Here is a 15,260-nt window from a genome sequence, read left to right on the forward strand (position 1 = left end):
CCATCTCTGTGAATTCCAACTCCGTGCACTACAGGCCGAGTTCGTTCTCGATGAAGTCGAAGATCTCGTCGTCCGAGGCGGCGTCGATGCGGCCGGCGACCGCGTCCTCCGCGTCCTCCGGGCCCTGGCCGAGCCGTACCAGCAGGTCTTGCAGGCGCGAGGCGAGGGTGTCGCGCGCCTCGTCGTCGGCGGCGACCTTGGCCAGGTTGCTTTCCAGGGCGTCGAGTTCCGGGAAGGTCATCGACGCGGCGGTGAAGGCCTCCGGGGCGATTTCCGCCTCCAGATACGTGGCGATCGCGCTGGAGGTGGGGTAGTCGAAGAGCAGCGTCACCGGCAGGCGCCGGCCGGTGGCCTTGCCGAGCTGGTTGCGGAGCTCGACGGCGGTGAGCGAGTCGAAGCCGAGGTCCAGCAGACCGCGCTCCGCCTCGACGGCCGCCACCGACTCGAAGCCCAGCACCCCGGCCACGGTCGTGCGGACCAGGTCCAGCAGGAACCGGCCGCGCTCGGCCTCCGGCAGGCTCGTCAGATGCTGCTTGAGCCCCTCGGGCCGCGCGGACGCGACCCCGGCCCCCGCTCCGGCTCCGGCTCCGGCGGCTGTCCGCCGGGCGGGCCTGGTGGCGGGCGCGGCCCTCACCAGACCGCGCAGCAGCGCCGGTACGTCACCGGGCCGTGCCCCGAGCTGCGCGGTGTCCAGCCGCATCGGCAGCACGACGGCCGCGTCCACGGCGCGTGCGGCGTCGAAGAGCCCCGCGCCGTCCTCCGAGGAGAACGGGACGATGCCGCCGCGCGCCAGCCGGTTCAGATCGGCCCCCTCCAGCTTGCCGGTCATCTCGCTGCGCTGGGCCCACAGGCCCCACGCGTGTGACTGGACGGGCCGGCCCTGGGCGCGGCAGTGCTGGGCGAAGGCGTCGAGGAAGGCGTTGGCCGCCGCGTAGTTGCCCTGGCCCATTCCGCCGAAGGTGCCGGCGATGGAGGAGAAGAGGACGAGCGCGGACAGGTCCAGGTCGCGGGTCAGCTCGTGCAGGGTGAGCGCGGCGTCGACCTTGGGCCGCAGCACCGTGTCCAGCCGCTCGGGGGTGAGCGAGGAGACCACACCGTCGTCCAGGACGCCCGCCGTGTGCACGACGGCGGTCAGCGGATGTGCGGCGGGGACGGTGGCCAGCAGCGCGGCCAGCGCCTCACGGTCGGCCACATCGCAGGCGGCGAGGGTGACCTGGGCGCCCAACTCGGCCAGCTCCGCGCGGAGTTCGGCCGCGCCCTCGGCGTCCGGGCCACGGCGGCTCGTGAGCAGCAGATGCCGCACTCCGCCCTCGGCCACCAGATGGCGGGCGATGACCCCGCCGATGGTGCCGGTGGCCCCGGTGACCAGCACCGTGCCCTCGGGGTCCCAGGGGCGCGGGGCGGTGTCGGGGACGGGGGTGGCGGCGAGCCTGGCCACCGCGATGTCGCCCTGGCGCACGGCGAGCTGGGGCTCGTCCAGGGCGAGCGCGGTCGGCAGGGCGAGCGCCGACTCCTCGTGCTCGTCGAGGTCGACGAGCACGAACCGGTCCGGGTTCTCCGACTGCGCGGAGCGCACCAGGCCCCAGACGGCGGCGTGCGCCAGATCCGATACGTCGGCGCCGGGTGTGGTGGCCACCGCGCCCCGGGTGATGAACACCAGGCGGGAGTCGGCGAACCGGTCCTCGGTCAGCCAGGCCCGGAGCAGCGTCAGCGCCCGGTGGGTCGCGGCCCGTACGGCGTCGGCCACGCCCTGGGGCTCCGGTGCGCAGGGCACCAGTACGGTGGCGGGCACGGCGGCCGGGTCGGCGGGCAACGCCTCCAGGCCGGGGTATGCGCGCACATCGAGTCCGACCAGCTTGAAGTCGTCGTCGCCGAGCAGGGCCCAGTGTCCGGAGGGCTGTTCGGGCGTCGCCGTCGAGGTGTCGGCGGCCACCCAGTCGAGCCGGTAGAGCGAGTCGCCGCCGGTGGCGGCGTCGCCGAGCCGCTCGGGCCGCTTGCGCAGCACCAGGGATTCGACGGTGGCCACCGGCCGTCCGACGGTGTCCGCCACGGTCAGGGCCACCGTGTCGGTGCCGCTCGGCGTGAGCCGCACCCGTACCTCACCGGCCCCGGAGGCGTGCAGCGTCACTCCGGTCCAGGAGAACGGCAACCGGCCCTCGCCCGCCCGGAGCATCGGGCCGAGCGCGATGGTGTGCAGCGCGGCGTCCAGCAGGGCGGGGTGCAGTCCGTAGGCGGTGGCGGCGGACTGCTGCTCCTGCGCCAGCCGTACCTCGGCGAACACCTCGTCGCCACGCAGCCAGGCCGCCCGCAGCCCCTGGAACGACGGGCCGTAGCCGAAGCCGCCCGCCGCGAACCGCTCGTACAGGTCCTCGACCCCGATCGGCTCGGCACCCGGCGGCGGCCACGCCCCGCCCAGGTCGTACGAGCCCTCGGCGGCACCGGCCGCCAGCACACCCGTGGCGTGCCGGGTCCACGACGGCTCGCCGTCCGCGTCCTCGGGGCGGGAGTAGACGTTCAGGGCGCGGCGGCCGTCCTCCTCGGGCGGTTCCACCACCAGCTGGAGGGTGACGGCGCCGCGCTCGGGGAGGATGAGCGGCGCCTGGAGGGTCAGCTCGTCGACCCGGTCGCAGCCCACTCGGTCACCGGCCTGGACGGCGAGCTCCAGGAAGGCGGTGCCCGGGAAGAGGACCACACCGGAGACCGCGTGGTCGGCCAGCCAGGGCTGGCCGCGCGTGGACAGCCGCCCGGTGAGCACCAGGCCGTCGCTGTCGGCGAGTTCGACGGCCGCGCCCAGCAGCGGATGCCCGGCGGCGCCGAGGCCGGCCGAGGCCACGTCGCCCACGGTGGCGGGCGCGTCCAGCCAGTAGCGCTGCCGCTGGAAGGCGTACGTGGGCAGCTCCACCCGGCGGGCGCCACGGCCCGCGAACACCTTCTCCCAGTCCACCGCGCCGCCGTGGGCGTGCACCCGGCCCACCCCGGCCAGCAGCGACTCGGCCTCGCCGCGGTCCTTGCGCAGCAGCGGGACGAACGCGGCGGCGATGTCGGTCCCGGTCTCCGTCTCTGCCAGGCACTCCTGGCCCATGGCGGAGAGCACACCCGCGGGGCCGATCTCCACGAAGCGGGTCACATTCCGCTCGGCGAGGAAGCGGATGCCGTCCCCGAAGCGCACCGCCCGGCGGACGTGGCGCACCCAGTACTCGGGCGAGCACAGCTCCTCGCCCGCCGCCTCACCGGTGACGTTGGAGACCACCGCGATGCGCGGCGCGGAGTAGCCGATGCCGGCGGCCACCGTGCCGAACTCGGCGAGCATGGCGTCCATCAGCGGCGAGTGGAAGGCGTGGGACACCGTGAGCCGCTTGCTCTTGGCCCCGGTCGCCTCCGCGATCCGCAGGACGGTGTCCTCGTCGCCCGATATGACGGTCGCCCGCGGCCCGTTGACCGCCGCCACGCTCACCCGGTCCTCGTGGCCTTCGAGATGCGGCAGCACATCGGCCTCGGCCGCCCGGAGCGACACCATCGCACCGCCTTCCGGCAGCGCCTGCATCAGCCGGCCCCGGGCCGCCACCAGCGCACACGCGTCCTCCAGCGAGAACACCCCGGCCACATGGGCGGCAGCCAGCTCGCCCACCGAGTGGCCGACCAGGAAGTCCGCGGTCACGCCCCAGGACTCCACCAGCCGGTACAGCGCCACTTCGAGGGCGAACAGCGCGGTCTGGGTGAACACGGTCCGGTTCAGCGGCTCCGCGTCCTCGCCGAACACCACCTCCCGCACCGAGCCGTCCAGATGACGGTCCAGCTCGGCGCAGACCGCGTCGAACGCCGCCGCGAACACCGGGAACGCGTCGTACAACTCCCGTCCCATGCAGAGCCGTTGGGCGCCCTGCCCGGTGAACAGGAAGGCGGTCTTACCGGTGGTGTCGGCGACTGTCTCCGGCGCCGTCCCCGAGGCGAGTTCCGCGAGACCCCGCAGCAGTTCCGCCCGCTCGCCGCCGACGACCACGGCGCGGTGGCCGAAGGCCGAGCGGCCCGTCGCCAGCGCGTAGCCGACGTCCACCGGGCGCAGCTCCGGCCGCTCCTCCAGATGGGCGCGCAGCCGTCCGGCCTGCGCCCGCAGCGCGGTCTCGCCGCGCGCGGAGAGCACCCACGGCACCACGTCCGAGTCGACCGTCCGCCCGGCCACCGGCGCGGTGTCCTCGGGGCCCTGCTCCAGCACCACATGGACGTTCGTGCCGCTGACGCCGAAGGCGGACACGCCCGCGCGCCGCGGCCGTCCCGTCTCGGGCCACTCCCGGGCCTCGGTCAGCAGCTCCACCGCACCGGCCGACCAGTCCACGTCGGGCGAGCGCTCATCGGCGTGCAGGGTCTTCGGCAGCACGCCGTGGCGCAGCGCCAGCACCGTCTTGATGATCCCGGCGACACCCGAAGCCGCCTGGGTGTGGCCGATGTTGGACTTCAGCGCGCCGAGCCACAGCGGCCGGTCGGCGTCCCGCCCCTGGCCGTAGGTGGCCATCAGGGCCTGCGCCTCGATGGGGTCGCCGAGCCGGGTGCCGGTGCCATGGGTCTCGACCGCGTCCACATCGGCGGCCGACAGGCCCGCACCGGCCAGCGCCTGGCGGATCACCCGCTGCTGGGAGGGGCCATTGGGGGCGGTGAGGCCGTTGCTGGCACCGTCCTGGTTGACGGCCGAGCCACGCATCAGCGCCAGCACCTCATGGCCGTTGGCCCGCGCGTCGGACAGCCGCTCCAGCAGCAGCATGCCGACGCCCTCGGCCCATCCGGCGCCGTCGGCGTCCGCCGAGAACGCCTTGCAGCGGCCGTCGGGGGCCATGGCCCGCTGCCTGCTGAACTCGATGAAGGTGTCGAGCGTGGACATCACCACGACGCCGCCCGCGAGCGCCAGCGAGCACTCCCCCTGGCGCAGCGCCTGGGCCGCCTGGTGGAGGGCGACCAGCGAGGACGAGCAGGCGGTGTCCACGGTGACCGCGGGCCCTTCGAGGCCGAAGGTGTACGAGATGCGCCCGGACGCCACACTGCTGGCGCTGCCGGTGGCGAGGTAGCCCTCGAACTCCTCGGGCGCGCGGGTGAAGCGCGAGCCGTAGTCGTTGTAGCTGGCGCCGATGAAGACCCCGGCCTGGGTGCCCTTCACCGAGACCGGGTCGATCCCGGCCCGCTCGAACGTCTCCCAGCTGGTCTCGAGCAGCAGCCGCTGCTGGGGGTCGATGGCGAGCGCCTCGCGCGGCGAGATCCCGAAGAACTCGGGGTCGAAGTGGTCGGCCTGGTGGAGGAAGCCACCGCCGGTGGCGTAGAACGTGCCCGGCTTGTCGGGGTCGGGGTCGTAGTGGCCCTCGATGTCCCAGCCGCGGTCGGTGGGGAAGTCCGAGATGGCGTCCCGGCCGTCCATCAGCAGCCGCCACAGCTCCTCGGGGGTGGTCACCCCGCCGGGGAGGCGGCAGCTCATGGCCACGATGGCGATGGGGTCGTCGTCCACCGCGACGGTGGCGGGCACCGGGCCCGCCGGGGCGGTGGCCGCGGCTTCATCGGCGCCGCTCTCGGCGAGCAGGAAGCGGGCCAGCGCGGTGACGGTCGGGTAGTCGAAGACGAGGGTGACCGGCAGCCGCAGCCCGGTGGCCGCGTTCAGCCGGTTGCGCAGATCGACGGCGGTCAGCGAGTCGAAGCCCAGCTCGCGGAAGGCGCGCCCGGCCTCGACCGCCGCGGTGTCGGCGTAGCCGAGCGCGGCGGCCACTTCGGTGCTGACGAGGTCGGCCAGCGCCTCCTCGGCCTCCTGCGGCGACAGCCCGGCCAGCCGCTGGGCCAGCGGGGTGTCGTCCTCGCCCGTGGTGGCGGCCGCTGCTTCCGCCCGCCGGGCGTCGGGGAGTTCGCCGAGCACGGCGGCCCCGTCGAGGGAGGGGGTGGCGGCGATGAGCCGGTCCCACTCGACATCGGCCACGGCCACATGGGTGTCGGCCACGTCCAGGGCACGCTGGAGGGCGGCGATCGCCAGGTCGGGCGCCATCGCGGGCATACCGGTGGCGCGCAGCCGCGCCTGCACGGCCTCGTCCACCAGCCCGCCGCCGGACCACGCGCCCCAGGCCACGGAGGTGGCGGGGAGGCCCTGGGCGCGGCGGGCGTGTGCGAGCGCGTCGAGGAAGGCGTTGGCGGCCGCGTAGCTGCCCTGGCCGGGGCCGCCGAGCGTGCCCGCGAAGGAGGAGAAGAGCACGAAGGCGGACAGCTCGCGGTCACGGGTGAGCTCGTGCAGATGGAGTGCCGCGTCCACCTTCGGGCGCAGCACCCCGTCGGCGCGCTCGGGGGTGAGGGTGTCGAGCACCCCGTCGTCCAGGACGCCCGCGGTGTGGACGACCGCGTCGAGCGGTGCCTCGTCCGCGTCCAGCGTGGCGAGGAGGTCGGCGAGCGCGTCGCGGTCGGCGACATCGCACGCGGCCACGGTCACCCGGACCCCCGACTCCCTTATCTCGTCGGCGAGTTCGGCCGCCCCGGGGGCGTCGGGGCCCCGGCGGCCGGTGAGCACCAGGTGTTCGGCGCCGCCCCGGGCCAGCCAGCGCGCCACATGGGCGCCCAGGCCGCCGGTGCCACCGGTGACCAGCACGGTGCCACGCGGCCGCCACGGCGCGGTGGCGTCGGCCGGTGCCGCCGGGGCCCTGACCAGCCTGCGCCCATGGACCCCGGAGGCGCGCACCGCGACCTGGTCCTCGTCGGTCAGCCGGCCCGCGAGCACACCGCACAGCCGCGCGACGGCGCGGTCGTCGAGGGTGCCGGGCAGATCCACCAGACCGCCCCGGCGCCGCGGGTACTCCACGGCCGCGATCCGGCCCAGGCCCCAGCTGAGCGCCTGCAACGGATGGTCGAGCGCGTCCGCGCGGCCCACGGACACCGCGCCGCGCGTGGCGTACCACACCGGGACGTCAGCCCCGGTGTCGCCGAGCGCCTGGAGCAGGGCGAGGTTGAGGGCCAAGCCGAGCGGCTGCGCGGTGCCCGCGCGGTACGGGTCCTCGACGAGCGCGAGGAGCGAGAGCACCGCGGTCGGCGGCGCGTCGGCCGTGGCCTCGCCGAGTCCGCGGGCGAGCGCCTCGCGTACGGCGTCGGCCTCGGTCAGCTCCACCAGCCGCACCTGGGCGCCGCGTTCCCGCAGCGCCTCCGCGACGCGCGGGCCCTCCGGCGCTCCGGCGGGCGCGGCGATCAGCCAGGTCGCACCGGCCGACGAACGGTCGTGGGCGGAGGTGAGGGCGTCGCCTAGGGGCTTCCAGGTGACGTGGTAGCGCCAGGAGTCGAGCACGGTCCGCTCGCGGCGCGCCCGGCGCCACGCGGCCAGCGCCGGAACCACCATGGCCAGGGACGACTCCTCGGCGTCCACCTCCAACGCGGCGGCCAACGTGGCCAGGTCCTCGCGCTCCACGGCGTCCCAGAAGTCCGCGTCCACCGCCGCGCCCTCGGCGGGTGCGGAGGAGCCTTCGAGCCAGTAGCGCTGCCGCTGGAAGGCGTACGTGGGCAGCTCCACGACCGCGGACCCGGCGCACACCGCCGCCCAGTCGACGGACACCCCACGGACGAACGCCTCGCCCAGCGATGCGATGAACCGCTCCGGACCGCCCTCGTCACGCCGCAGCGACCCCACGACCACGGCGTCCTCGGCGGTCGCCTGGAGCGGCATCGTCAGCACCGGATGCGGCGACATCTCCAGGAACGTGCCGAACCCGGCGGCCGACAGGGCCCGCACCGCCGACTCCAGCTCGACCGTCTCGCGCAGATTGGTGTACCAGTACCCCGCGTCGAGTCCGGTGGTGTCGATGGTGTCGCCGGTGACCGTCGAGCAGAACGGCACCTCGGCGCGGCGCGGGGCGATCGGCGCCAGGACGTCGAGGAGTTCATCGCGCAACTCCTCGACATGGGCCGAGTGGGAGGCGTAGTCCACCGGGATCAGCTTCGCCCGTACGTCCTCGGCCTCGCACTCCGCCTGGAGTCCACGCAGCGCCTCCGGATCACCGGACACCACGATCGAACCGGGGCCATTGACCGCCGCCACCGATATACGCCCATCCCAGGCCGTGATGCGCTCGCGCACCCGATCGGCACCCTCCGAGACGGACATCATCCCGCCACGCCCCGCCAGCCCACGTCCAATGGCCTGCGACCGCAGAGCCACCACCCGCGCCCCGTCCTCCAACGACAACGCACCCGCCACCACCGCCGCCGCGATCTCCCCCTGCGAATGCCCCACCACAGCAGCAGGCGCCACCCCACACGCCCGCCACACCTCCGCCAACGACACCATCACCGCCCACAACGCCGGCTGCACCACATCAACCCGCCCCAGCGCCTCCGCATCCCCCAGCACATCCACCAACGACCACTCCACAAACCCCGACAACGCCGCCTCACACTCCGCCAACCGACCCGCGAACACCGGCGACGCATCCAACAACTCCACCGCCATCCCCACCCACTGCGACCCCTGCCCGGGGAACACGAACACCGGACGGGCGTCGGTGGCCATCACCCCCTCGCCGCGCACCACACGCGGGGACTCGCCGCCCGACGCCAGTGCGCCCAGTGCGTCGATCAGCTCGTCGCGGTCGCCGCCCAGGACCAGCGCTCGGTGGTCGAAACGGCCACGGGTGGTGGCGAGCGAGTGGCCGACGTCGGCCGGGGACAGCCCGGGGCGCGCGGTCACATGCGTCAGCAGCCGCTCGGCCTGCGCCCGCAGACCCGCCGCGCTCTTCGCCGACAGGGCCCACGGCACCACTCCCCCGCCCACCGGGGCGTCCCCCTCGGCCGCGGTCTCCGAAGGCTCCTCCTCGGGCGCCTCCTCCAGGATGGTGTGCACATTGGTGCCACTGGCCCCGAAGGCCGAGATGGCGGCCCGGCGGGGCTCCTCGCCGCGCGGCCACTCCCGGGCCTCGGTCAGCAGCTCCACCGCCCCCGCCGACCAGTCGATCCGCGAGGAGCGCTCCTCGGCGTGGAGTGTCCTGGGCAGCAGGCCGTGGCGCATGGCCTGCACCATCTTGATGACACCGCCGACGCCACCGGCGGCCTGCGGATGGCCGATGTTGGACTTCAGCGAGCCGATCAGCACGGGCCGGTCCGCCGCGCGGTCCTTCCCGTACGTGGCGAGCAGCGCGCCCGCCTCGATCGGGTCGCCCAGCGGGGTGCCGGTGCCGTGGGCCTCGACCGCGTCGATCTGCTCGGCCGTGAGCGCGGCGTTGGCGAGCGCCTGGCGGATCACCCGCTGCTGGGAGCGGCCGTTGGGGGCGGTGAGGCCGTTGCTGGCGCCGTCCTGGTTGACGGCGGAGCCGCGCACCACGGCCAGCACCTTGTGGCCGTTGCGCCGCGCGTCCGAAAGGCGTTCCAGCAGCAGCATGCCGACGCCCTCGCCGAGGCCCATGCCGTCGGCCCCCTCGGCGAACGCCTTGCAGCGGCCGTCCTGCGCCAGTCCGCGCTGCCGGGCGAAGCCGATGAGCCCCATCGGGGCGCCCATCACGGCGGCGCCGCCCGCGAGGGCGAGCGAGCAGTCGCCCTGGCGCAGCGACTGGCAGGCCAGGTGGAGGGCGACCAGCGAGGACGAGCAGGCGGTGTCGATGGTGACGGCCGGGCCCTCCAGGCCCAGGGTGTAGGCGACGCGGCCGGACATGATGCTCGCGGAGATGCCCGTGACCAGGTGGCCCTCCAACCCCTCGGGCATATGGGGCCAGTCGGGGATGTAGCCCTGGTAGGCGGCGCCCACGAAGACGCCGGTCTTGCTGCCGCGCAGCGCCGCCGGGTCGATTCCGGCGCGCTCGAACGCCTCCCAGGAGGTCTCCAGCAGCAGCCGCTGCTGCGGGTCCATCACGGTGGCCTCGCGGGGCGAGATGCCGAAGAAGGCGGGATCGAACTGGTCGGCGTCGTGGAGGAAGCCGCCCTCGGTGGCGTAGACGGTGCCCTGCCGGTCCGGGTCCGGGTCGTAGAGGCTCTCCAGGTCCCAGCCGCGGTTGCCGGGGAATCCGGAGATGGCGTCGCGCCCGCCGGTGACCAGCTCCCACAGGTCCTCGGGGCCACGCACATCTCCGGGGTAGCGGCAGCTCATCGCCACGATGGCGATGGGCTCCCGGGAGGCGGCGGTGAGTTGCTGGTTGACCCGGCGCAGCCGTTCGGTCTCCTTCAGAGACTCCCGCAGCGCGCCAACGATCTTGTCGGTTGGGTTTGCCATTGTCAGCTCCGCAGTCGAGTCTCGTCAGAGGTCGTTCTTGTCGTAGGCCATGCGCACGAGGTCATCCACGTCCAGGTCGTCGATGGACTCGGCGGGCTCCTCGTCCGCCGGTGCGCCGGCGGGGTCCTGGGAACCGGCCAGCCGCAGCAGCTCGTCCAGCAGTCCGGATTCGCGCAGCCGGAGCAGCGGGATGGAGGTCAACGCCCGGCGGACGTCGGCCTCTTCGGGGCCGAGGGCGGTGGCGTCGGTGGCGGCGGTGTCGTCGGGGAAGAGCTCGGCGCCGATGTGTCCGGCGAGCTCCTCCGCGCTCGGATAGTCGAAGACGACGGTGACGGGGAAGCGGAGCCCGGTGGCGGTGCCCAGGCGGTTGCGCAGGTCGACGGCGCTCAGGGAGTCGAAGCCCAGTTCGCGGAAGGCGCGCGTGGCGTCGACGGCCTCGGGGCCGGAGTAGCCGAGGACGGTGGCGATCTGCGAGCGCACCAGCGACAGCACGGCCGCCTGTCGGTCCGCCGGGGCCAGCTCGGCCAGCCGGTCGCGCAGCGAGGAGGACTCGCCGGTCGTGTCCGCCCGGGTGTCGGCGTCGGCCGCGAGGATCCGCGCCACGTCGGGCACCTGGCCGATGAGCGGGCTGGGCCGGGCCGAGGTGAAGACGGGGACGAACCGCTCCCAGTCCACGTCGGCGACCACGACCACGGTCTCGTCCCGCTCCATCACCTGCCAGAACGCGTCGATGGCAAGCCGGGGGGACATGAACGGGATGCCCCGGCCGCGCAGTTGCTCCTCGGCGAGGTTGGCGGCCATCCCGCCCTCCTCGGGGCTCCAGATGCCCCACACCACCGAGGTGGCGGTGAGGCCACGGGCCCGGCGGTGCTCGGCGAGCCCGTCGAGATAGGCGTTGGCGGCGGCGTACGCGCCGTGTTCGCCACTGCCCCAGACGGCCGAGATGGAGGAGAAGAGCACGAAGGAGTCGAGCGTGTCGCGGTCGAAGATGGCGTCCAGGTTCGCGGCGCCCGCGATCTTGGCCTCCGCCGTGTCCGCGAACTCGGCCAGATCGGTGTCGGCGAGCGGGACGAGCACACCGGCACCGGCGATGTGCAGTACGGAGCGGATCGGCGGGCCCTCGGCCTCCACCTTCCGTACGAGCGCCGCCAGCGCGGCGCGGTCGGCCACATCGCACGCGGCCACGGTGACCTTGGCGCCGAGCTCGGTCAGCTCGGCCTTGAGCTTGTCCGCGCCGGGCGCCTCGGGGCCACGGCGGCTGGTGAGCACGAGGTGTTCGGCACCGCTCCGGGCCAGCCGGCGGGCGATCTGGGCTCCGACGCCACCGGTGCCACCGGTGAGCAGCACGGTGCCCTCGGGGTTCCACGCGGGTCCGCTGCCCCGGTGCTCGGCGGCCCGTACCAGCCGCCGGACGAACACCCCGGACGGCCGCAGGGCCAGCTGGTCCTCGTCCTCGACGCGGCCCGCGAGCACACCGCACAGCCGGGTCGTCACCCGGCCGTCGACGGTGTCCGGCAGGTCGACCATGCCGCCCCAGCGCTGGGGGTGTTCGAGGGCGGCGACCCGGCCCAGCCCCCATACGGCCGCCTGGGCGGGGCTGCCGAGGGCGTCGGTGCCGCCGACGGACACGCCGCCGCGGGTGGCCAGCCACAGCGGGGCGTCCAGCCCGGTGTCGCCGAGGGCCTGGACGAGGGCGAGGGTGAGCGCGAGTCCCATGGGCACGCCCGCGTGGGCGGGGTGCGGTGCGTCGGGGAGCCCGAGCAGCGAGAGCACCCCGGCCGGGGCGCCCCCGGCGGTGGCCTCGGCGAGCCGCGCGGCGACCGCGGCGCGGTCGGCCTCGGCCACCTCGACGGTGACGACCGTGGCGCCATGGGTCTCCAGGCCACCGCGTACGGCGTCGACGAGCTCGGTGCCGGGGTGTCCGACGGGGTGTCCAGCCGGGTACTCGGCGGGGTGTCCGACGAGGTTCCCGGCGAGGTTTCCGACGGGGTTCCCGGCCGGGACCGCGAGCAGCCAGGTGCCGGTCAGGGCCGCCGACGCCGGGTCCGGCACCCGGTTCCAGGTGACGTGGTAGCGCCAGGAGTCGAGTACGGACCGCTCGCGGCGGCCGCGCCGCCAGGAGGACAGCGCCGGGAGCATGGTCCGCAGCGACGACCGCTCCTCGTCGGCGTCCACCTCCAGCGCGGCGGTCAGCGCGGCCAGGTCCTCGCGCTCGACGGCGTCCCAGAACTCCGCGTCCACCGGGTCGCCCCCGGTGGCGGCCGCCTGCGCCACGGGCCGCTCCAGCCAGTAGCGCTGTCGCTGGAAGGCGTACGTGGGCAAGTCCACCACGGACGCGCCCAGCCCGGCGAACACCGCCGCCCAGTCGACGGCCACCCCACGGACGAACGCCTCGCCCAGCGAGGCGATGAACCGCTCCGGACCGCCCTCGTCGCGGCGCAGCGAGCCCACGACCACGGCGTCCTCGGCGGTCGCCTGGAGCGGCATGCTCAGCACCGGATGCGGCGACATCTCCAGGAACGTGCCGAACCCCGCGGCCGACAGAGCCCGCACCGCCGACTCCAGCTCGACCGTCTCGCGCAGATTGGTGTACCAGTACCCGGCGTCCAGAGCCGTGGTGTCCAGGGGTGTGCCCGTGACCGTGGAGTGGAAGGTGATGTCCGAGGTGCGTGGGCGGATCGGGGCGAGCAGGTCGAGCAACTCCTCGCGGAGCGCCTCCACATGGGCCGAGTGGGACGCGTAGTCCACCGGGATCAGCTTCGCCCGTACGTCCTCGGCCTCGCACTCCGCCTGAAGTTCACGCAGCGCCTCCGGGTCACCGGACACCACGATCGAACCCGGGCCATTGACCGCCGCCACCGATATACGCCCATCCCAGGCCGTGACGCGCTCGCGCACCCGATCGGCACCCTCCGAGACGGACATCATCCCGCCGTGTCCGGCCAGCCCACGGGCGATGGCCTGCGAGCGCAACGCCACCACCCGAGCCCCGTCCTCCAGCGACAGCGCACCCGCGACCACCGCCGCCGCGATCTCCCCCTGCGAATGCCCCACCACAGCGGCGGGAGTCACACCACACGCCCGCCACACCTCCGCCAACGACACCATCACCGCCCACAACGCCGGCTGCACCACATCCACCCGCCCCAGCGCCCTCTCATCCCCCAGCACATCCGCCAACGACCACTCCACAAACCCCGAAAGCGCCGCCTCACACTCCGCGATCCGACCCGCGAACACCGGCGACGCATCCAGCAACTCCACCGCCATCCCCACCCACTGCGACCCCTGCCCGGGGAACACGAACACCGGCTTCCCGGCGTGGCCCGCCACACCCTGGACCACCAGGCCACCGGGCTCGGCCCGGGTGAGCGCCGTCAGCCCGGCGCGGAAGTCCTCGGCGCCGCCGCCGACCACCACCGCGCGGTGGTCGAAGCGGGCGCGGGTGGTGGCCAGCGAGAACCCCACGTCCGCCGGGGACGGCTCCGGGCCCTCCGCGAGGCGCGCCAGCAGCCGCTCCGCCTGACCGCGCAGACCCGACTCGGTCTTGGCCGACAGCACCCATGGCAGCGCCGCGCCACCTACGGGTGCCACGCCCTCTGCCGAGGTATCCGCGGGCGCGGTGGTCTCGGGGACCTGCTCGATGATGGCGTGGGCGTTGGTGCCGCTGGCTCCGAAGGCGGACACCCCGGCGCGGCGGACCCGCCCGGTCTCCGGCCACGGCCGGGCCTCGGTGAGCAGTTCGACGGCGCCCGAGGTCCAGTCCACGTTGGGCGACGGCTCCTGGATGTGCAGGGTGCTGGGCAGCACGCCGTGGCGGATCGCCTGCACCATCTTGATCACACCGCCGACCCCCGCGGCGGCGGCCGTGTGGCCGATGTTGGACTTCAGCGAGCCCAGCCAGAGTGGCCGGTCGGCCGGGCGGTTCCTGCCGTACGTGGCCAGCAGGGCGTTCGCCTCGATGGGGTCGCCCAGCGACGTCCCCGTGCCGTGTGCCTCGACCACGTCCACATCGGTGCCGGACAGGGTGGCGTTGGCCAGCGCCTGGCGGATCACCCGCTGCTGGGCACGGCCGTTGGGCGCGGTGAGGCCGTTGCTGGCGCCGTCCTGGTTGACGGCCGAGCCACGCACCACGGCCAGCACCTTGTGGCCGTTGCGGCGGGCGTCCGAGAGCCGTTCCAGCAGCAGCACCCCGACGCCCTCGCCCCAGGCGGTGCCGTCAGCCGTCGAGGAGAACGCCTGGCAGCGGGAGGAGGTGGACAGCGCCCGCTGGCGGCTGAACTCGATGAAGCCGCTCGGCGTGGACATCACGGTGGTGCCGCCGGTGAGCGCCATCGAGCAGTCGCCCTGGCGCAGCGCCTGGCACGCCATGTGCAGCGCCACCAGCGAGGACGAGCACATGGTGTCGACCGTGACGGCCGGTCCCTCCAGGCCCAGGGTGTAGGCGACCCGGCCGGAGAGGATGGCGCCCGAGGCGCCCATGGACATCTGGCCTTCGAGCCCCTCGGGGAGTTCGGTCAGACCGCGGGCGTAGTCGAAGTCGGTGGCGCCCATGAAGATGCCGGTGTCGCTGCCGCGCAGGGTGCCCGGGTCGATTCCGGCCCGTTCGAAGGTCTCCCACACCACTTCCAGCAGCAGCCGCTGCTGCGGGTCCATGGTGAGGGCCTCGCGCGGCGAGATGCCGAAGAACGCCGGGTCGAACTGGTCCACGTCCTGGAGGAACCCGCCCTGGCGGGCGTAGGTGCGGCCCTCGCGGTCGGGGTCCGGGTCGAAGAGGTTCGGCAGGTCCCACCCCCGGTCGGCCGGGAAGTCGCGCATGCCGTCCCTGCCTTCGGCCACGGCCTGCCACAGGTCCTCGGGGGACCGGATGTCGCCCGCGTAGCGGCAGTTCATCGCCACGATGGCGATGGGCTCGGGGGTCTGCAACTCCTGGATCCGGCGGTGGGCGGCGCGGAGATGGCCGGTGGCCCGCTTGAGGTAGTCGCGCAGCTTCTTCTCGTTGTCCATGGTCGTCAGCTCCTCAAGAGGGCCGGAACGTCGGTGGCGGCCGGGGCGGTGGCGC

2 protein-coding genes are annotated in these 15,260 nt (G+C 74.3%); both read right to left on the minus strand.

From position 1 onward, the window contains the following. Positions 1–28: 28 nt before the first annotated feature. Entirely contained in the window at positions 29–10,198 is a 10,170-nt protein-coding gene (locus tag ACT2CW_RS06145; protein ID WP_445515817.1) for a type I polyketide synthase, read from the minus strand. A 24-nt stretch (positions 10,199–10,222) separates the two neighbouring features. After that, positions 10,223–15,205 (minus strand): type I polyketide synthase, encoded by a 4,983-nt coding sequence (locus ACT2CW_RS06150; protein ID WP_445515818.1) that lies wholly within the window; start codon positions 15,203–15,205, stop codon positions 10,223–10,225. Positions 15,206–15,260: the final 55 nt, after the last annotated feature.

The organism is Streptomyces sp. NEAU-174, from assembly GCF_052665095.1.

Bases quoted from the DNA above. Each gene is read 5' to 3' on its own strand.
- ACT2CW_RS06145 (WP_445515817.1), bottom strand. From the start codon at position 10,198: ATGGCAAACCCAACCGACAAGATCGTTGGCGCGCTGCGGGAGTCTCTG.
- ACT2CW_RS06150 (WP_445515818.1), bottom strand. From the start codon at position 15,205: ATGGACAACGAGAAGAAGCTGCGCGACTACCTCAAGCGGGCCACCGGC.